The organism is Celeribacter ethanolicus (assembly GCF_001550095.1).
Classification (GTDB): Bacteria; Pseudomonadota; Alphaproteobacteria; order Rhodobacterales; family Rhodobacteraceae; genus Celeribacter; species Celeribacter ethanolicus.
In genome coordinates this window covers 62,067-81,217 of record NZ_LRUC01000051.1, presented here as the reverse complement: position 1 = coordinate 81,217, position 19,151 = coordinate 62,067, and the positions used below count along the sequence as shown (strand labels likewise).

The following is a 19,151-nucleotide window of genomic DNA, read 5'->3' as shown; positions in this document are numbered from 1 at the left end:
TGTCGCATTAGCCTACGTAGCGAAAATAATGCCACGTATAGGGCAGAACAATCCTTTCAATACAGGTTTTTCGGGCCAAATTTCCATTGCGGAAGGGCATATCCTTACAAAATCCAATTGTGATGCAGCGGAGCATTTGGAAACGCTTACGACATCTGTCGGACTGAGATGAAACTGAACAATCCTCAAAAAAATATCGGAGCCTCTTGGCGATCTCTTTCAGAATTGCGATGAATATAACATGAGCCTCATTCGTTCGAAAAAACGTGTCGCCGACCACGGTGAAGTCTTCACTCCTGCGTGGATGGTCGAAGCTATGCTTGACCTTGTTAAGGGTGAGGCAGAGCGGGTCGACGCCCGCTTCCTTGAACCCGCGTGCGGCAGCGGCAACTTCCTCGTACCGGTCTTGCAACGCAAGCTGGCGGCTGTGCAGATGAAGTTTGGCAAGTCCGATTTCAACCGACGGCACTACGCTCTCTTGGCTCTGATGTGCTGCTACGGGATCGAGCTTTTGGCCGACAACATAGATGAGTGTCGGGCCAACATGCTCGAAGTGTTGTCAGACTATCTGCGGCTTACCCCGGAGGATGACCTGTACCGTGCCGCGTCGCATGTTCTCGCGACCAACCTCGTGCACGGCGACGCGCTGACCATGAAGACAACTGACGGTAGTCCGATTTCGTTTGCGGAATGGGGTTATATTGGCAAAGGTAAGTTCCAGCGCCGCGATTTTCGTTTGGACGTATTGACCGGAGCATCTGCATTTAACGCCGAGGGGTCGCTATTCGCGGGCCTTGGGAACCACGAAATATTCAAGCCGACCAAGACCTATCCACCAATGACGATTAAAGACCTTGCCGAACAAAATGGGCCAGCACCCGAGGCCACTGCATGACCCAAGCCGCCTTCACGCTGCGCGGGCGGAACCCGGACGTTCTGTCCTGCATTGCTAACCTGTCCAACGATGAGGTGTTCACGCCGCCCGAGTTTGCCAACCGAATGTTGGACACGCTGGCAGAGGCATGGGCAGCGGACAATGACGGCGCAAACATTTGGGCCGACCCGTCCGTCAGGTTTCTTGATCCGTGCACCAAGTCAGGGGTGTTTCTGCGAGAGATTACCAAACGCCTGATTGACGGCCTTGAGCCACAGATACCCGAGTTGCAAGCGCGTGTGGATCACATCCTGACACGACAGGTGTTCGGCATTGGTATTACCGAGTTGACGGCCATGCTGGCTCGGCGGTCGCTCTATTGCTCGAAACACGCGAACGGCGAGCATTCGATCACCCGCGGCTTCAATTCCGAAACAGGCAATGTCTGGTTCGAGCGGGTGGAGCATGATTGGAACAAACAAGACAAGTGCAAATTCTGTGGTGCTAGCAAATCAACGTTTGACCGAGGTAGCGACAGAGAAACCCATGCCTATGCCTTTATCCACACAGACAAAATACAAGAGCGCATTTCAGCGCTGTTCGGAGACGACATGCAGTTCGATGTGATCGTAGGGAACCCACCATATCAACTCGCAAGCGATGGCGGAACGCGGGACGTGCCAATTTACCAGCACTTTGTGGAACAAGCAAAAGCCCTACAACCACGCTATCTATCAATGGTCATACCTGCGCGTTGGATGGCGTCCGGTTTGGGGCTGTCTGACTTCCGCGACACCATGCTTTCTGATCGACGTATTAGAGCTTTGCATGATTTCCCGTCTGCGATGGATGTATTCCCTGGAGTTGAGGTGAAAGCGGGAGTTTGTTTCTTCCTATGGGATGCCGACTATCAAGGTGACTGTGAGGTGACAACCGTTCGAGGGAATGAGACGGTTGGGCCGAGCTTGCGCAATCTGGGCCAGTTCGATGTTTTCGTGCGTGATGGCCGAGCAATGACAATTTTGGAGAAAGTCGTCGGCGAAGGTCATACTTCCATAAACACGATACTCGCTAGAGACAAAGAATTTGGTTGGACTTCGAATTTTGACGGTTTCCACAAGAACGAAAAGCCCAACGACGTAGAACTTCACTACATTAGAAGAATGAAGCGCGGAGTTGGTTATATCGAGCGAGAGAAAGTAACGAAGAGTGCGCACCTGATCGACTATTGGAAAGTCATGGTTCCTCAAGCTTTCAACGGCGGCGATGGATTGCCGCACCAGATTGTTGGAAAGCCACTCATCGCGCCTTCCCCTTCTGTGTGCACGCAGTCATTCTTGTTTTTCTATATCGGTAGTGAGGAGGAGGCTAAAAGTATCCTGTCATACTACAAGACTAGGTTCTTCCGCTTTCTGGTTTCTTTGCGCAAAATTACGCAGCACGCGACCCATGCGACTTATTCTTGGGTGCCGATGCAGTCTTGGGATCAAGAGTGGACAGATGAAAAGCTCTATACCAAGTACGGAATTACTCAGGACGAACAGGACTTTATTGCCTCTCAGGTCAAGGTGATGGAGCTCTCGGAATAAGCATGGTCTCTTTTACCGTAGACGACATTCTAGAGCCAAAACCAAAGGCTCGCCCCCGCATTTACGCCTATTCGATTGACGATGCCGCTCATGCTGGCCTGCTCAAAGTCGGGCAGACCACACGGGATGTGCGGGCGCGTGTTGGCGAACAGCTTCGCACGGCGTTCATCGAGAATTTCAGGATCGAGCTTGACGAACCCGCCGAGCGCCATGACGGCTCTGTTATCACCGACCACGAGGTCCGCGACGCTCTGAAAGCCAAGGGGTTTGAGAACCCAACGCTGGAATGGATGCGGTGTTCACTTGCTGACGTTCAGACCGTACTGACCGAATTGCGCACGGGGCAAAAACGCACAGGCACGCACCACCAGACCTTCGCCATGCGCCGGGAACAGGCGGAAGCAGTCGAGCAAACCCACGCGTACTATATGTCGCGCTGGTCTGAGGACATGCACGCCGTTCCCCGTTTTCTGTGGAACGCCAAGATGCGCTACGGCAAGACCTTCACCACCTACCAGTTGGCCCGCAAGATGGGCGCAAAACGGGTGCTGGTGCTGACCTTTAAGCCCGCTGTTGAAGATGCGTGGCAAACAGACCTTGAAAGCCATGTCGATTTCGATGGCTGGCAATACCTGTCCCGCAAGTCAGACGCCGATCCGACCCAGATCGACGAAACCAAGCCTGTGGTCTACTTCGGGTCTTTCCAAGACATGCTGGGCAAGGATCGACAGGGCAATATCAAGCCCCGGAATGAGTGGCTCCACGCGGTCAATTGGGACTTAGTGGTTTTTGACGAATACCATTTCGGCGCATGGCGTGAGAGTGCGAAGGAGTTGTTCGAAGGAGAAGAAGAAGCCCTTGAGCGCGAGGAAAAGCTTCTAGAAGACGCCAAAAAATTGACCGACCGTGTGGCCGAGATGGCTGAACCGCTTGAGGCAGAGGCCGAGTTTTTGCCGATCACAACGCGGGCATATCTTTACTTGTCAGGGACGCCGTTCAAAGCACTGGCGACGGGCGAGTTTATCGAAGAACAGATCTTCAACTGGACCTACACCGACGAGCAACGCGCCAAGGCCGAATTTGCGGCAAACCATCCCGGCCAATGGAACCCTTACGGCTCACTGCCACAGATGCGGTTGCTGACCTATCAGATGCCGGACGAACTGTTGTCCATAGCCAGCGCGGGTGAGTTCGACGAGTTCGACCTGAACGAGTTTTTTGCCGCAACCGGCACAGGCTCGAATGCACAGTTCAAGCACAAGGATGAAGTGCAGACCTGGCTGAATATCATCAGGGGCCAGCACGCAGCTCATGCGGTGGACAACCTCAGAACAGGCACGCGACCGCCGTTCCCATATTCTGACGTGCGGTTGTTGCCATACCTCCAGCACTCATTCTGGTTCCTGCCAAACGTCGCCGCATGTCATGCTATGGCGAAACTGTTGGCCGAGCGCCAAAACACTTTCTGGCACGAGTACAACGTGGTGGTGTCGGCTGGCACAACGGCAGGCATAGGGCTTGAAGCCTTGCCACCAGTTCGCGTGGCTATCGGAAGCGGCTTTGGCACGAAGTCGATCACCCTGTCCTGCGGCAAGCTCACAACCGGCGTGACGGTCAAGCAATGGTCTGCAATTCTGATGCTGCGGAACCTGAAATCGCCGGAAACGTACTTTCAAGCCGCGTTTAGGGTGCAGTCGCCGTGGGCGATCAAGAACCCGAATGGCGACGATCCCAATGAGGAAGAAGTTCTCAAGCCGGTTTGCTTTGTCTTTGATTTTGCACCGACTCGCGCCCTCAGGCAGTTGTCGGAATACGGCATTGGGCTTTCACCAAACGAACCGAACCCAGAAAACGCGGTTCGTGATCTTGTGTCTTTCCTGCCTGTTCTCGCTTACGACGGCGCGAACATGACCCAGATTGATGCTGGTGGCATTCTGGACATTGCGATGGCCGGAACCTCTGCGACGCTGCTGGCTCGCAAATGGGAAAGCGCGCTGTTGGTGAACGTCGATAACGATACCCTGCGACGCATCATGGACAACGAAGAAGCCATGAAGGCGGTGGAGCGTATCGAAGGGTGGCGTGCGCTCGGCGACAACATCATCGAAACGATCATCAACAAGAGCGAGAAGGTCAAAGAGCTAAAGGGGAAGGCCAAGTCCGGCGACATCACGGAGAAGGAAAAGAAAGAGCTTTCCGCTGAGGAAAGGGAGTTCAAGTCGAAGCGCAAACTAATCCAAGAAAAGCTCGTCAAGTTCGCAACCCGGATACCGGCGTTCATGTATCTCACGGATTTCCGCGAAAACACGCTCCAAGATGTAATCACTAAACTGGAGCCTGACCTATTCTTGAGCGTGACTGGCCTGACCGTCGCCGACTTCCACCTGCTTGTCCGCCTCAAGGTTTTCAATACTGAGCATATGAATCAAGCTGTATTCGCGTTCCGCCGCTATGAAGACGCCTCTCTCTCTTATAGCGGCATCGATAGCCATTCGGGCTTAACGCGTTATGGCCTCTACGACACTGTTGTGGAGGTTATCTAACCTGATCGCCAAGCGGTCAGGATGCGCCTCCCGACCAAGCTATAAATAGATGTAAGTTAGACCATGAGGCCCGATACCACCGTGACAACATTCTCCGATCTCAAAAACGACAAGCATGCGCATGCCGCCAAGGTTGCGGCCCAACTCGCCAAGGACGCGCAGCCGCAGGACGAACGCGTCTCGGGGTATTTTGTGCAACAGAGGGTGCAGGACGCCCTTCGCCATGTCGGCAATGATACACTGGCGGACCTCATACAGAACTGCTCGCGATCCTCTCGTTGTCAATCAATCTGGTGCGCCCAATGTCGCGAGACTGCCGTAGCGTCGTCTCACGCACTCCTCTGCAAGCGCGTTGCGCCCCTTGAGGAGGTCTATCAAGCTCTGGATGGTTCGACGACCATCGACCGATCCGACCCGGCCTTTAACGACTACATGAACGGGGAACTTTTGCACGTCAGCGGCTATGTCGGCATGTTCTCACTAGACAGCCAAGCCGTCTCCGACGGCATTGATCTCGACCGCAAACGCTGGAAGAAGATCAAAGGGCGAAGGCGTAGCGTCGAATTTTGGGTGACGGGCACGTACGAGCTTGAGGTCGTCAACATCCGCTACCTGATGCAACGGCATAACCCCGAAAGTGCGAAAAAGAAGGAACAGGTGTCGCAACTCTTGGCGTACTCGCGACAGCAAGGCTGGATTGCAGATGGAGCCGAAGTTGGCGTTCTGGTTCACTGGCATGGCGTAACGAATGCCACCCAAACGATGCTCCGCGACGCGCTGAAGGATGCGTATTACCTGTCTGGGGAGAAACCATACAACGTCGACGGTTCAGGCCTCTACGTCCAAAAGCTTCACGCGGACAAGGCCTTCGACGACAACATGGACAAAATCGCGGGCTACCCCCTCAAGTCAGCGACGCGATATAAGCACTCCTTCATCGGCAGCGACACAGGTGACGAGCTACTGACGAAGGACCACCTTGGGGCATTAATTACCCTGTACCAAGAGGTACAGGGACGCAGCTGGCGCTGCCTCAAAATTGATCACACAGTCAAATAACAAGCATCGCTATCCCATACTGTCCACTGTATCGAACTGTGTGGGTATGTGGGTTTTCCAATATACACGCTCGACACTTTCATAAAGATGCCCGCGCGCTAGCCGCACCTCCATCTCAACACCTGATGGAAATGGTGGAATTCCCCAAGAAAAAAGGGGTTTTCACCGACAACGGAGAGACCCAAGACGGTCAAGAAATGCCGAAAATCGTTTTGTGACCGTTCGAAGTCCTCAAAAACGTAAGAACCTGCACGACTGTGTTACTCCCGCCCTCAGTTTAACCTTGGACCGTGAGCGCCCGCTTCAACCATGCGCGATGAGCGTTCACACACCTCGCTCTCGACGGCTCCGCATTGCAGCTTCCCTTTCACTTCTCGTAATTAGGGTGGAAGCCGACGAAGGGCGCACCGACCTACGAACTCCATTTTTGAAACAAACGACGAAGAAGCGCTCGTGTTTGGCAACGAACCGCCGCCCCTTCCGAGTATTTAGGAAATCCACCACGTCCCGAGGCCGCTCGACACCGTTTGCTTTCATTGCCCGCGACAAGCTCTCGCCTATTAGACTCCCCAACTCAAACGGTGGGAACTGCACGTTGCTTGGAGCGATTTTCGCGTTGTTACAAATCACGATTTTTTCGACTTTCGAGCGAATGATCTCTGCCATCCGAAGCCGGACACGCAACACCTCATCTTCATCTGAAGAACGGAGCATCGTTTCGTAGGCAGTCAAAAATTCTTTCTGGTCGGCCTGGTCATCACGGAACTCGAGGCTCCTCACAGCCTCTTTCAAATCTGCAAGACGCCCCTCAAGAACGGATCTTTCTTGTTCCATCGCAAACGCTTTTTCTGAAAGACTGACCAGCGTGGCTTCCGGCAGATTTAAGGTCGCTAAGCGGCCAACAAGTACTTCATGCTGCTGCATCAGCTGTGCCAGCTCACGTTCTGTCTCAAAAACCTCCGCCCGGAGCTTGCCCTCTTGTGTCGCGTGTTCATCGGACGAAAATATCTCAGCGAAGGAGATATCATTCACAAAATCGAAGAATGTGCGCTCGAACTCGTCATACCGCCAAGCCGGGCTATCACATTCCTTGGTCATAAGGGACCGTTCACAGCGCAGATAGTTGAAACCCTTAGGGGGAACCCCCTTGTTCCGAAACAGCACGGTGTTCCCGCACTGTTCGCAGACGCACAAGCCTGAGAACAAGTTCTTTAGACCGCGACCTTTTCGCCCCCGCGCAAGCCTCCTGCCATGCTTCTTGGCATTCGCGAGGTAGAATAGCTCATCCGATACGATCTGAGGGAAGTATCCCTCAATCACTTGACCGCTCGGAAGCCGCTTTCCGTCGACCGTCTTATGCAGATGGAACCGTCCCAGAACACTCTCATTGGCAAGTAACTTTGCAACATAGCTTTGGTGCCAGACGTCCGCCCGAGAGATCGGGGAGAAATGGTCATTCATGTGCTTTGTGATCAAGAACAGGCCCATACCTCCCGCACATAGCTCAAACACTTTACGTACTGCCTCGGCCTTCTCCTCGATGACGACATACTCGGTGCGGGCATCATTCAGATGAAGCCATGATGGAGCCATGCGCGTCAGCTTGAATGTATCAATCTGGCTTTTCTTACGGTCCCACGACGCCTTAATGCGTTTAGACTTGATTTCACTCTCTTCGTTAGCACGCAGCATCACCCCTAAGGTGATGAAGAGCTGCGTCGGGTTCTCATCTACACCGTTTGGCGTGTAATGCTGACGATCCGAGAGCGTGAAGATTTCAACTCCCTTATCGAGCAGCGCGTTAAACTGCGTAAGAGCCTTGCGGGCCTTATCCCTTGAAAGCCGGTCGAGGCTTTCAATGATCAAGACCGAACCGGGTTGGATCTCCCCGGTTTCCGCAGCATGAATAAACCGAGACAGAGCGCCATCCTCGGCGTTCTTCCCCTTGAAGGCTGAAACCCCAATATCGCTCAACGTTTCAACGAGCTCCCAGCCTTGCTCCTTAGCGAATTTCTCCGACGCCTCCATCTGACGCCGAATACCATCACCCTTTCTCTGGATGTCCGTTGAAATGCGGAGATATGAATATGCTTTTTTCATCATACTTTGCTTTACCGCCAAATCATTAGTTTTACAATTCACTATACAATTACCATCGTCGGCCTGCCCGACAAGGCCGTCAGCGAGGCGCGCGAACGCGTTCGGGCCGCACTTGCGTCGATGCAAATCGCCCTGCCCTCGAAAAAACTCATCATCAATCTCTCGCCCGCCGATCTGCCGAAAATCGGCTCGCATTTCGACCTGCCCATCGCCATCGCCATCCTTGCCGCCACGGGATTGATCCCCGAAGAGAAAGCCGCAAAAACCTTATCTTTGGGCGAATTGGCGCTCGACGGATCGCTGGTTGCGGTGACGGGGGCGCTGCCTGCGGCGTTGAAAGCGGCGGAGCTGAACTGCGTTCTGGCCTGCCCGGAGGCCTGCGGGGCGGAGGCGGCATGGGTCGGCGCAACGCCCGTCTACGGGGTAAAAACGCTGGCGCATCTGCTGCGGCATTTCTCCGGCGACCGACCGCTTCACGAAGCCCATCCCGGCGAGATCACACTGCCCAGCCACGCCCGCGACCTGCGCGATGTGAAAGGGCAGGAAAAGGCCAAACGCGCGCTCGAAATCGCCGCCGCCGGGGGGCATCATATGTTCATGGTCGGCACGCCCGGCTCCGGCAAATCCATGTTGGCGGCGCGCCTGCCGACGATCCTGCCGCCGCTTTCGGCGCAGGAGGCTTTGGAAACCTCGATCATCCATTCTCTCGCAGGGCTTCTTGACGAAGGCGGGATTTCCCGCGCGCGGCCCTTTCGCGAACCGCATCATACCGCCTCCATGGCCGCCATCGTCGGCGGCGGGCGCGGTGCGCAGCCCGGAGAAATCTCCCTGGCGCACAACGGCGTTCTCTTCCTCGATGAGCTGCCCGAATTCCCCCGCCCCGTGCTCGAAACCCTGCGCCAGCCGATCGAGAGCGGCGAGGTCATGGTGGCGCGCGCCAATGCCCATATGCGCTACCCGGCACGGTTTATGTTGGTGGCGGCGGCGAACCCCTGCAAATGCGGCTACCTGCCCGATCCGGAGCGCGCCTGCGCCAAGGTGCCGCTCTGTGGCGAGGACTATCTCGGGCGCATCTCCGGCCCGCTGATGGACCGGTTCGACCTGCGCCTCGACATGCCGCCGGTGCAGTTTCAGGACCTCGACCTGCCCCCCTCGGGCGACAGCTCCGCCGTGGTCGCCGCCCGCGTGGCCGAGGCCCGCGCGCTCCAGCTAGAGCGCTATGAGGGCAGCGGGTTTCGCACCAATGCCCAGATCGAGGGGCAGCTCCTGGAAGAGGTCGCCGCGCCGGATACCGAGGGGCGGGAGATTTTGCAGAAAGCCGCCGAGAGGCTCGGGCTTTCGGCGCGGGGCTATCACAGGGTGCTGCGCGTGGCGCGCACCATTGCCGATCTGGCTGGAGAGGCAGACATCTGCCGCCCGCATCTGGCGGAGGCTTTGAGTTACCGGGTGGTGTCCGGCCTGCCCAACTGAGCCGCAACGAACTCGGCAACCCGGTCCAGCGCCGCATCGGCCTCCGGCAACATGCCGTGAAACAACTGCCAGACATGCACCATGCCCGGCCAGCCCTGCAACGCGACCTCCGCGCCCTGTTCGGTCAGGCGCATAGCCATGCGCCGGGCATCGTCGGCGAGAATCTCGCTTTCGGAATACTGGATCAGAACCGGCGGACAATTCGGGAAGTCGGCATAGAGCGGCGAGGCTTTCGGATCGTCCTTGGCCGCACCGCCGAGATACCAGTCGCGCACCTCACCGATGCGGGAGGCGGGCAACATTGCCTCGGTTTCGGCATTCGTGGTCAGGCTCTCCCCGGCCAAATCCAGATCGGTCCAGGGCGACAGTGCCACGGCGGCGTGGGGCGGTTTGTCCGCAAGGCACAACGCGGAGAGCAGCGACAGGCAGAGCCCGCCACCGGCGCTGTCCCCCATCAGGAGCAGAGGCAGATCATTGGGCAGGGCCTCCGCCACCGCCAAAACATCCTCAAAGGCGGCGGGGAAAGGATGCTCCGGCGCCAGACGGTAGTCCGGCAGAACCACCTCGACCTGCAATTGCGCCGCAAGGTGCCGCGCCAAAGCGCGATGGGTGCGGATCGAGCCCATGATATAGGCCCCGCCGTGGATATAGAGCAGGCGGGCCCGGGTGGGTGTCTGCGGCAGGATGCGCAGACAGGCGATCCCGCCGATTTCCTCGGGCCGATCCACCGGGCCCTTGGTCGGCCGAAACAGGCGCGACTGAAACTCGAACCGCCGACGCTGGTGCGGCACCGATTGGATGCGCGCCAGCTTCGGCTTCTCGAACAGCCGCAAGATCGTCGCGAGGGCTGTGACCCGACGGCTCATGCCCTCAGCTCCGCTTCGCTTCAATCGCCTGCCAGATGATCTCCGCCGTGTTCGTGCCGTCGAAGCGTTCCAGCTCCTGAATGCCCGTCGGCGAGGTCACGTTGATCTCTGTCAGGTAATCGCCGATCACGTCGATGCCGACGAAAATCTGGCCTTTCTCTTTCAGAAGCGGTCCGATCCTGGTGCAAATCTCCAGATCGCGCTCCGTCAGGCCGATTTTCTCCGGACGCCCGCCGACATGCATGTTCGACCGCGTCTCACCCGCCTGCGGCACGCGGTTGATCGCGCCCACCGGTTCGCCATCGACCAGGATCACGCGCTTGTCGCCATTCGACACATCGGGCAGGAATTTCTGCACGATCAACGGCTCACGCGACATGCCGGTAAACAGCTCATGCAGCGAAGACAGGTTGCGGTCGTTCGGATCGAGCCGGAACACGCCCGCACCGCCATTGCCGTAAAGCGGCTTGAGGATGATGTCGCCATGTTTCGCTTTGAACGCACGGATGGTCTCGAGATCGCGGGCAATCGCGGTCGGCGGCGTCAGATCGGGAAACCGCAGGACTAGCAGCTTTTCGGGATAGTTGCGCACCCAGAACGGATCGTTCACCACCAGAGTTCCGGGGGTGATCATCTCCAGCAAATGCGTGGTGGTGATATAGCCCATATCGAAGGGCGGGTCCTGGCGCAGCCAGACCACATCGTAATCGGACAGATCGACCTCGGTCATCTCACCAAGGCTGTAGTGATCGCCCTCGACGCGGCGCACCTCGACCGGCCAGCCGCGCGCGGTGACGCGGCCCTCCTGAAACGCCAGATGATCCGGCGTGTAATAGAACAGCTCATGCCCGCGCTTTTGCGCCTCTTCCATGATACGGAAGGTGCTGTCGGCATTGATGTTGATCGGACCGATCGGGTCCATCTGGATCGCCACTTTCAGGGGCGCAGGGGTCTTGGACAAGGGCGTATCTCCTCTGGTTGCCTCTTAGATGGACCAGCCCGGTCTCGCATTCAATGAGAATGTCCTGTGCGCCCCTGTGCGCAAGGTCACATGCACCCTTTGCGACCTCACATCAGCGCATTCTCGAGAATGTCGACCTCGCCCACACCGTTCACAAGGGCGACATCAATCCGCATCGGTGTCAAAAGCCCTGTCGGCAGACGCCCGATGTAATCCTCGGCGCTGGCGCAAAGCCGGGCCTGTTGCCGCGCACCGAGTGCCGCACTCGCGGCCTCATGGGTTTTCGAGGCTTTCACCTCGACAAACACGATCTCTTCGCCGTTCCGAAAGATCAGGTCGATCTCCCCGCCTGCGCCCCGCCAGCGCCGCTCCAAAACCTCATAGCTGCGTTCGGCATAATGGCGCGCGACGATCTCCTCCGCCGAGAGGCCGAAATGATAGGCCTTCTCGCCTCGCGCACGTTTTGGATTTTCGGCTTCCTCTCCCGACATCCGGCCTCACTTCCCGCTCATCCCGAGCGCCATCTGATACACGTCGCGCTTTTTCAGCCCGTGTTTGGCCGCCACCTCATGCGCCGCATCCTTGACCGACAGGCGGCCCAACGCCTCGGCCAGATCGGCTTCCAGATCGGCCTCCGACACCTCTTCGGCCTCCGCACGCCCAACCAGCAACACGATCTCGCCCTTCACCGGCGCATCGCGCAGGCTTTCTTCCAGCTCGCGAAGCGTGCCCTTGCGCACCTCTTCGAATTTCTTGGTCAGCTCCCGACACATCGCCGCCGGACGGTTTTCCCCGAGCGTATCGCAAAGCTCGCCCAGCGTGCGATGAATGCGTTTGGGGCTTTCGTAAAACCCGAGCGTGGCGGGCACGGCGGCAAAGGAAGCAAAGAATTTCAGCCGCGCGCCCTGCGACGAGGGCGGAAACCCCGCGAAGAGAAACCGATCCGAGGGCAGGCCCGAGATGGTCAGCGCCGCGATCATCGCCGAGGGGCCCGGCGCGGAGGTGACGGGAATGCCGCGCGCAAGCGCCTCGCGACAGAGTGCAAATCCCGGATCGGCCACGAGGGGCGTGCCCGCCTCCGAGGCATAGGCCACGGATTTCCCCTGTTCCATCAACGCGATAATTCCCGGACGCGCCTGCGCCCCATTGTGATCGTGATAGGCGATGACATGACGCCCATTCAAAGGCACGCCGTGAATTTCCATCAATTTGCGCAGGCTGCGCGTGTCCTCGGCGGCCAGAACATCGGCGGAAGCCAGAAGATCGAGCGCCCTCAGCGTGATGTCGCGCGCATTGCCGATCGGGGTGGCAAGGAAATAAAGGCCGGCGGGAAGCTGCTTGGCGTGATAAATCAATGGTCTCTCGGGTCTTTTGCGGCGTTTACTCTTGGGAACGTGTCGCATAGTCTGGCCACTAAATCGCGTGGCCCTCGGTGTCGCGTTCTTGTTTGCCGTCAGGAGTGAGGTTTCCCCCATGTTCGCCGTTCTGCGCGCCGCCCGCAAGTCGCTCGCCAAATTCGCGCTCGGTCTGTCCCTTCTGGGCCTAGCCGCCTGTGATCCGGGGGCTTTCCCGGTCGGGGGCGGTCCGACGATCAACACGACGAAACCGGTGCCTGTCGCCCTTCTCGTGCCCTACGAATCATCGAGCGCCGGGGATATCGCGCTGGCCACCTCGCTTGAAAACGCCGCGCGCCTCGCCATGGCCGATCTCGACGGTGTAACCATCGACCTGCGGGTCTACCCCACGGGCGGCCAGGCCGAACGTGCCGCCGCCGCCACCTCCCAGGCGGTCGCCGATGGTGCGAAGATCATCCTCGGCCCGGTCTATGGCGGCTCCGCCAAACTCGCGGGCCTCACCGCCGCCAATGCCGGGATCAACGTCCTGTCCTTCTCGAACAACCCCGAAATCGCGGGCGGCAACGTCTTCATCCTCGGCCCGACCTTCGAGAACACCGCCAACCGTCTGGTGTCCTATGCCCGCACCAATGGCAAAAGCCGCATCATGGTTGTGAATGGCAACAGCGCCGCGGAAAACGCCGGCGCGAGCGCGATCAAATCCGCGATCTCGCGCCGGGGAGCGACCCTCGCCGCAGAGCAAAGCTTCGAGATGAGCCAGCAGGGCGTCGTACAGGCGATCCAGCCGATCGCCTCCAAGGCCCGCAGCTCGGGGGCCGATGCCATCTTCTTCACCTCCGGCAATGACGGTGCCATGCCGCTTCTGGCGCAGATGCTGCCGGAAAACGGCATCAAATCGCCCAACCCGCAATATATCGGCCTGCAACGCTGGAACGTGCCGGCCTCGGCGCTGAGTCTGCCGGGACTGCAAGACAGCTGGTTCGCCATTCCCGACCAGCAACTCACCGCGAATTTCTCCGGCCATTACAGCGCCACCTACGGTCAGGCACCGCATGCGCTGGCCGGTCTCGCCTATGACGGCATCGCCGCCATCGGGGCGCTGGTGAAATCCGGCGACCAGAACGCGCTCACCGTTCAAGGGCTGACCCGCAACTCCGGCTTCGTCGGCGTCAACGGCATCTTCCGCCTGCGCACCAACGGCACCAACGAACGCGGTCTCTCCATCGCGACCATTCAAAACAATCAGGTAATCGAGATTGACCCTGCACCAAGAGCCTTCGGTGGCGCCGGGTTCTGAGACCCCGGCACTCGCCAGTTTCCTTCCGACCCCACCGGGCACGCTGATCTGTGCCGAAGAGGCGATTTTCAACGTGGCCGAGGTCGCCGCAGCGCTTGAAGCATGCTGGCAGGAGGCCTCCGACGCCGCCGCCCTGCGCAAGGCCACTGTCAAGGTTCTCGATGCAGCACAGGCGCGCGGTCGCACCGCCATCGCCAGCGCCATGACCGAGGCCCCGCGCAACGCCCGCCCCGCGCTGCGCGCCTATGCCTGGCTCACCGACTGCCTCGTGACCTCGGTGCTGTTCACCGCGATGACCCGGCTGCACCCGAACCCGAACCCGTCGGAGGGCGAACGCATCGCGGTTCTTGCCGTAGGCGGTTACGGGCGCGGAGAGATGTCACCCTATTCCGACGTCGACCTTCTGTTCCTCGCGCCGCACAAGATCACTGGCTGGATCGAAAGCGTGGTGGAGAGCATGCTCTACATGTTCTGGGACCTGCATCTCAAGGTCGGCCATTCCACCCGCACGATCCGCGACTGCATCCGGCTCGGGCGCGAGGATTTCACCATCCGCACCGCCATGCTGGAACTGCGCTTCCTGGCGGGCAACCGCAAGCTCGCGACCCAGTTGCATCAGCAATTGCGCGACGAGCTGTTCCGCAATACCGCCCGTGAGTTTATCGAAGCCAAGCTTGAGGAACGCGCCTCGCGGCACCGCAAACAGGGTGGTCAGCGCTATGTGGTGGAGCCAAACATCAAGGAAGGCAAGGGCGGGCTTCGGGACCTGCACACGCTGTTCTGGATCGCGAAATACGTCCATGGTGTGCGCAATGCCGCCGATCTGGTGAAGGCCGGCGTCTTCACCCCGGAGGAATATCGCCAGTTTGAGGAGGCGGAGACCTTCCTGCACGCGGCGCGCAATGCGCTGCACCTGATCGCCGGACGTCCGATGGATCAGCTCACCTTCGACATGCAGGTCGAGGTCGCCGACCGGCTGGGCTATATCGACCATTCGGGTCGCCCCGCCGTCGAACATTTCATGCAGGATTACTTCCGCCACGCCACCCGTGTGGGCGAATTGACCCGGATTTTCCTGACCTCGCTTGAGGCGCAGCACGTCAAACAGGAACCGGCGCTGCAACGTCTGTTCAAACGCCGCCGCAAGATCGGCGATCAATACGAGCTGGTGCACAACCGGCTCAATGTCCCCAACCGTCAGGCATTTCTGTCAGACAAGCTCAACCTTCTGCGGATCTTCGAGGAGGCCCTGCGCACCGGCTACCTTTTGCACCCGGACGTGATGCGGCTGATCTCGGCAAATCTCGGCATGATCGACAACGACATGCGCACCGATCCCGAGGCGCAGCGGATTTTCATCGACCTCTTGCTGAAACACGGCAACCCGGAGCGCTCGCTGCGCCGGATGAACGAGCTGGGCGTCCTCGGGGCCTTCGTCCCGGAGTTCCAGCACATCGTCGCGATGATGCAGTTCAACATGTATCACAGCTACACAGTGGACGAGCACACCATTCAGGTCATCTCCAACCTCGCGGAGATCGAACGCGGCGAGCTGGAAGACGCCCTGCCGGTTTCCACTCGCATTCTGAAATCCGGGATCAACCGCCGGGTACTTTACATCGCCATGCTGCTGCATGACATCGGCAAAGGCCGCAACGAGGATCATTCCGTGATCGGCGCCCAGATCGCGCGCAAGGTCGCGCCGCGTCTGGGATTGAAGCCCGCCGAATGCGAAACCGTCGAATGGCTGGTCCGCTATCACCTTCTGATGTCCGACATCGCCCAGAAACGCGACATCGCCGATCCCCGGACCGTGCGCGATTTCGCCAAGGCGGTGAAAACGCGCGAACGGCTCGACCTTTTGACCGTGCTGACCGTCTGCGACATTCGCGGCGTTGGCCCCGGCGTCTGGAACAACTGGAAAGCCACGCTGATCCGCAACCTGCACACGCAGACCGCCTATGCCCTCGAACACGGGCTCGAGGAGATCAACCGCGACGCCCGCGAAGGCGAGGCCAAGAAAGAGTTGCGCGCACGGCTAACCGACTGGAGTGCCACCGACAAACGCACCGAGTTGCAGCGCCATTACAGCACCTATTGGCAGGGCCTGCCCTTTGCTGCGCACGAGATTTTCGCCCGGCTTCTGCGCGACATTCAGCCCGACGAGATTCGCATCGACCTGCATCAGGACGAAGATCGCGACGCCACCCGCGCCTGTTTCGCACTGGCCGATCACCACGGGATTTTCTCGCGTCTCGCGGGCGCTCTTGCCCTGGTCGGCGCCAATGTCGTCGATGCCCGCACCTATACCTCGAAGGACGGCTACGCCACGGCTGTGTTCTGGATCCAGGACAAGGACGGCAACCCGTTCGAGACCGCCCGGCTGCCACGGTTGCGTCAGATGATCGACAAGACGCTGCGCGGCGAGGTTCTGGCCAAGGATGCGCTCAAATCCCGCGACAAGATCAAGAAACGCGAGAGCAAATTCGACGTGCCGACCTCGATTTCCTTCGACAACGAAGGATCGGAGATCTTCACCATCATCGAGGTCGACACCCGCGACCGCCCCGGGCTGTTGTACGATCTGACGCGGGTTCTGGCCGAAAACAACATTTCCATCGTCACCGCCCAGATCGCCACCTACGGCGCGCAGGTGGTCGATGTGTTCTATGTGAAGGATATGTTCGGGATGAAACTCCATGCCGAATCCAAGCGCAAATCGCTTGAGAAGAAACTGCGCGAGGCCATCGTGACCGGCGCGAAACGGGCCCATTCCGAATGAAACCGATCCGCCTCGTCCGGGGCTTTGTCACCGTTGGCGGCTGGACCCTGCTCAGCCGCGTCCTGGGTTTTGTGCGCGACGCCCTGATCGCCGCCTATCTCGGCGCGGGCCCCGCTGCGGAGGCTTTTGTCGTGGCCTTCTCGCTCCCGAATATGTTCCGCCGCTTCTTCGCCGAAGGCACGCTGAACGTCGCCTTTGTGCCGCTCTTTGCCAAGAAGGTTGAGGCCGAAGAGGATGCCAAAGCCTTTGCCGAGAACACACTTTCGGTCCTGACCACGGCGTTGATCGTGCTCACGCTCCTGGCGACGCTGTTCATGCCCGCTCTGGTGACGGCCATGGCCGCCGGGTTCATCGGCGACGGGCGGTTCGACATGGCGGTCGATTTCGGTCGCATCGCCTTCCCCTATGTGCTGTTCATCTCCATGGGCGCGCTGTTTTCCGGCATGCTGAACGCCACCGGGCGCTTCGCCGCCGCAGCAGCAGCCCCGGTATTGCTCAATGTCGTGCTCTCGGTCGCCATGGTCGGTGCCGCAAAATTCGGCCTGCCGGTGGATCGCGCGCTGATCTGGGCCGTACCGGTCGCGGGGGCCGCTCAGCTTGCCGTGGTCTGGTCTGCGGCTGCCAAGATCGGCTTCAATCTGCGCCCGCGCCTGCCGCGCATGACGCCGGAACTGAAACGGCTTCTGATCCTCGCGGGCCCCGCAGCACTTGCGGGCGGCGTCGTTCAGATCAACCTCCTGATCGGGCGTCAGGTCGCGTCCTTCTCGCAGGACGGTGCGCTTCAGTATCTCAACCTCGCCGACCGGCTCTATCAATTGCCTCTCGGCGTCGTGGCCATCGCCATCGGCATCGTGCTCCTGCCCGATCTCTCCCGCCGCCTTCAGGCCGGGGATCACGCAGGCGCGCGCCATGCCTATAACCGGGCTTTCGAATTTGCGCTCCTGCTCACGGTGCCCGCCGCCGTCGCGCTGATCGTCATCCCGGAACCGCTGATTTCTTTCCTGTTCCAGCGCGGCGCCTTCACCCCAGAGGATGCCCATAAGACCGCGCTCGCGGTGATGATCTACGGCCTCGGTCTCCCGGCCTTCGTCATGCAAAAGGTGCTGCAACCGTTGTATTTCGCCCGCGAGGACACGAAGACGCCGTTCCGTTTCGCGCTTTACGCCATGGTGATCAACGCGGTGGTGGCCATCGGCCTGTCCTTCGTCATCGGCTACCTCGCCGCCGCCGTTGCCACGACGCTGGCCGCCTGGGGCATGGTCGCGCTCTTGTGGTTCGGCAAGAAGAGTATGGGCGATGAAGTCCATGCCGACGCCCGGCTGATCCGCCGCGCGCCGCGTATCCTGATCGCATCCCTGCTGATGGGGGCCCTGCTTTGGGGCAGTGAGATCGGGCTTTCACCCGTGTTCGAGCTGTCGCGCGGCTTAGGCACGCTTTTGCTCGTCGCGATCGGGATCGTCGGCTATTTCGGCATTGCTCATGTCATTGGCGCGACGCGGTTTGCCGAGTTGAAAGGCTCCGTCAAACGCGGCGGCTGACGTTCAGCGCTGGCGCAGCCGCGTCATGATCCGCCCAAACGCCCCCGGCACCATCAGCGCCGCCGTTACGAACCCCATGACAAACCCGGCGAGACGGGCCACCCAATCGCCGGAGCCCCAGCCCAGCAGCCCATAGACCAGTTGCAGCGCCATCAGCAAACCGATCAGCGTGAAGGCCCGCATCTGGTTCTGCTGCATTCGGCCCAGCCCCAGCCACAGGATGAAAGTATAGGCACCGATAAAGCCGTAAGCCGCCGGATAGGCGCCCACGAGTTGCACATTCGTGGTGAGGACCAGCCCATAGGCCAACGATCCCGCAAGCGTCGACACCACGAAGATCAGGAGCACGGCAAAATTGCCAAAGGTCTCGCCGACCATCTTGCCCAGCGCCAGAATGAACACGATGACCATCAGCGCATGCAGCATGGAATAATGCACGAAGGCATAGGTGAAAAACCGCATGACATGCTCGAACGGCCATGTGCCCTGCGCCCGCATCGCCTCGAAGATCGCATCGAAGAAGCCGTAATCCTCGATGGCGGCAATCCGCCAGCCGATCGCATCCGGCCCGCCGATCAGCCCGAACGCCCCGGCCTGAAACGCCAGCTCGATCCCGCCCAGCACCAGCGCAATGGCGATCACCATCGGCGGCAGCGCGTTAAACGGCACTTCCGGGCGGGAATACTCGGGATCATCGGACATTGAACGGGCCTTTCC

14 protein-coding genes are annotated in these 19,151 nt (G+C 59.3%); 8 read left to right on the top strand and 6 right to left on the bottom strand.

Annotated features, from left to right (window positions below; translation table 11 throughout):
• Positions 1–181 precede the first annotated feature (181 nt).
• The 4 genes from NH195_RS19335 (at position 182) to NH195_RS19320 (ending at position 6,065) form a co-directional block, all read left to right on the top strand.
• Positions 182–895: an N-6 DNA methylase gene (locus NH195_RS19335; RefSeq protein WP_338012228.1), complete on the top strand. Its 714-nt coding sequence runs from the start codon at positions 182–184 to the stop codon at positions 893–895.
• The gene (locus tag NH195_RS19330) at positions 892–2,463 is read left to right on the top strand and encodes an Eco57I restriction-modification methylase domain-containing protein (RefSeq protein WP_066711004.1); all 1,572 of its coding nucleotides are present in this window, start codon (positions 892–894) and stop codon (positions 2,461–2,463) included. Before NH195_RS19335 ends, NH195_RS19330 begins: the two co-directional genes overlap by 4 nt.
• A gap of 2 nt (positions 2,464–2,465) precedes the next feature.
• Positions 2,466–5,006, top strand: coding sequence for a GIY-YIG nuclease family protein (locus NH195_RS19325; protein WP_066711002.1), 2,541 nt, complete (start codon positions 2,466–2,468; stop codon positions 5,004–5,006).
• Positions 5,007–5,069: 63 nt separating this feature from the next.
• The gene (locus NH195_RS19320; RefSeq protein WP_066710996.1) at positions 5,070–6,065 is read left to right on the top strand and encodes a hypothetical protein; all 996 of its coding nucleotides are present in this window, start codon (positions 5,070–5,072) and stop codon (positions 6,063–6,065) included.
• Between the two features lie 324 nt (positions 6,066–6,389).
• Here NH195_RS19320 and NH195_RS19315 read toward each other — a convergent pair whose 3' ends face one another.
• Complete coding sequence (locus NH195_RS19315; protein ID WP_066710994.1) at positions 6,390–8,168, bottom strand: recombinase family protein; 1,779 nt, start codon at positions 8,166–8,168, stop codon at positions 6,390–6,392.
• Positions 8,169–8,171: 3 nt separating this feature from the next.
• Between NH195_RS19315 and NH195_RS19310 the strand changes: the two genes are divergently transcribed.
• Complete coding sequence (locus tag NH195_RS19310; RefSeq protein WP_066710992.1) at positions 8,172–9,635, top strand: YifB family Mg chelatase-like AAA ATPase; 1,464 nt, start codon at positions 8,172–8,174, stop codon at positions 9,633–9,635.
• Here NH195_RS19310 and NH195_RS19305 read toward each other — a convergent pair.
• From NH195_RS19305 to rsmI, 4 genes are all read right to left on the bottom strand, one after another.
• Positions 9,605–10,501: an alpha/beta hydrolase gene (locus tag NH195_RS19305; RefSeq protein ID WP_066710989.1), complete on the bottom strand. Its 897-nt coding sequence runs from the start codon at positions 10,499–10,501 to the stop codon at positions 9,605–9,607. The genes NH195_RS19310 and NH195_RS19305 overlap by 31 nt on opposite strands.
• A gap of 4 nt (positions 10,502–10,505) precedes the next feature.
• A complete protein-coding gene (gene gshB / locus NH195_RS19300) occupies positions 10,506–11,441 on the bottom strand; it encodes a glutathione synthase (protein WP_066711082.1) in 936 nt (311 codons plus the stop codon).
• Between the two features lie 128 nt (positions 11,442–11,569).
• Positions 11,570–11,953: a YraN family protein gene (locus NH195_RS19295; protein ID WP_066710987.1), complete on the bottom strand. Its 384-nt coding sequence runs from the start codon at positions 11,951–11,953 to the stop codon at positions 11,570–11,572.
• A 6-nt stretch (positions 11,954–11,959) separates the two neighbouring features.
• A complete protein-coding gene (rsmI, locus tag NH195_RS19290; protein ID WP_066710984.1) occupies positions 11,960–12,817 on the bottom strand; it encodes a 16S rRNA (cytidine(1402)-2'-O)-methyltransferase in 858 nt (285 codons plus the stop codon).
• 118 nt (positions 12,818–12,935) lie between these two features.
• On the opposite strand from rsmI, the gene NH195_RS19285 reads away from it, so the two are divergent.
• From NH195_RS19285 to murJ, 3 genes are read left to right on the top strand one after another with little or no spacing between them, the layout of a single operon-like run.
• Positions 12,936–14,114 (top strand): penicillin-binding protein activator, encoded by a 1,179-nt coding sequence (locus NH195_RS19285; RefSeq protein WP_066710982.1) that lies wholly within the window; start codon positions 12,936–12,938, stop codon positions 14,112–14,114.
• Positions 14,074–16,896: a [protein-PII] uridylyltransferase gene (locus NH195_RS19280; RefSeq protein ID WP_066710980.1), complete on the top strand. Its 2,823-nt coding sequence runs from the start codon at positions 14,074–14,076 to the stop codon at positions 16,894–16,896. The genes NH195_RS19285 and NH195_RS19280 overlap by 41 nt, the downstream gene beginning before the upstream one ends.
• Positions 16,893–18,434 (top strand): murein biosynthesis integral membrane protein MurJ, encoded by a 1,542-nt coding sequence (gene murJ, locus NH195_RS19275; RefSeq protein ID WP_066710978.1) that lies wholly within the window; start codon positions 16,893–16,895, stop codon positions 18,432–18,434. The genes NH195_RS19280 and murJ overlap by 4 nt, the downstream gene beginning before the upstream one ends.
• Before the next feature lie 3 nt (positions 18,435–18,437).
• On the opposite strand, the gene NH195_RS19270 is transcribed toward murJ, so the two are convergent.
• Complete coding sequence (locus tag NH195_RS19270) at positions 18,438–19,136, bottom strand: rhomboid family intramembrane serine protease (RefSeq protein ID WP_066710976.1); 699 nt, start codon at positions 19,134–19,136, stop codon at positions 18,438–18,440.
• Between the last annotated feature and the right edge of the window lie 15 nt (positions 19,137–19,151).

What these genes read in the sequence shown, in the direction of transcription:
- NH195_RS19330 (WP_066711004.1), top strand. Translation starts at nt 892, where the DNA reads ATGACCCAAGCCGCCTTCACGCTGCGCGGGCGGAACCCGGACGTTCTG.
- NH195_RS19325 (WP_066711002.1), top strand. Translation starts at nt 2,466, where the DNA reads ATGGTCTCTTTTACCGTAGACGACATTCTAGAGCCAAAACCAAAGGCT.
- NH195_RS19320 (WP_066710996.1), top strand. Translation starts at nt 5,070, where the DNA reads ATGAGGCCCGATACCACCGTGACAACATTCTCCGATCTCAAAAACGAC.
- NH195_RS19315 (WP_066710994.1), bottom strand. Translation starts at nt 8,168, where the DNA reads ATGATGAAAAAAGCATATTCATATCTCCGCATTTCAACGGACATCCAG.
- NH195_RS19305 (WP_066710989.1), bottom strand. Translation starts at nt 10,501, where the DNA reads ATGAGCCGTCGGGTCACAGCCCTCGCGACGATCTTGCGGCTGTTCGAG.
- NH195_RS19295 (WP_066710987.1), bottom strand. Translation starts at nt 11,953, where the DNA reads ATGTCGGGAGAGGAAGCCGAAAATCCAAAACGTGCGCGAGGCGAGAAG.
- NH195_RS19285 (WP_066710982.1), top strand. Translation starts at nt 12,936, where the DNA reads ATGTTCGCCGTTCTGCGCGCCGCCCGCAAGTCGCTCGCCAAATTCGCG.
- murJ (WP_066710978.1), top strand. Translation starts at nt 16,893, where the DNA reads ATGAAACCGATCCGCCTCGTCCGGGGCTTTGTCACCGTTGGCGGCTGG.
- NH195_RS19270 (WP_066710976.1), bottom strand. Translation starts at nt 19,136, where the DNA reads ATGTCCGATGATCCCGAGTATTCCCGCCCGGAAGTGCCGTTTAACGCG.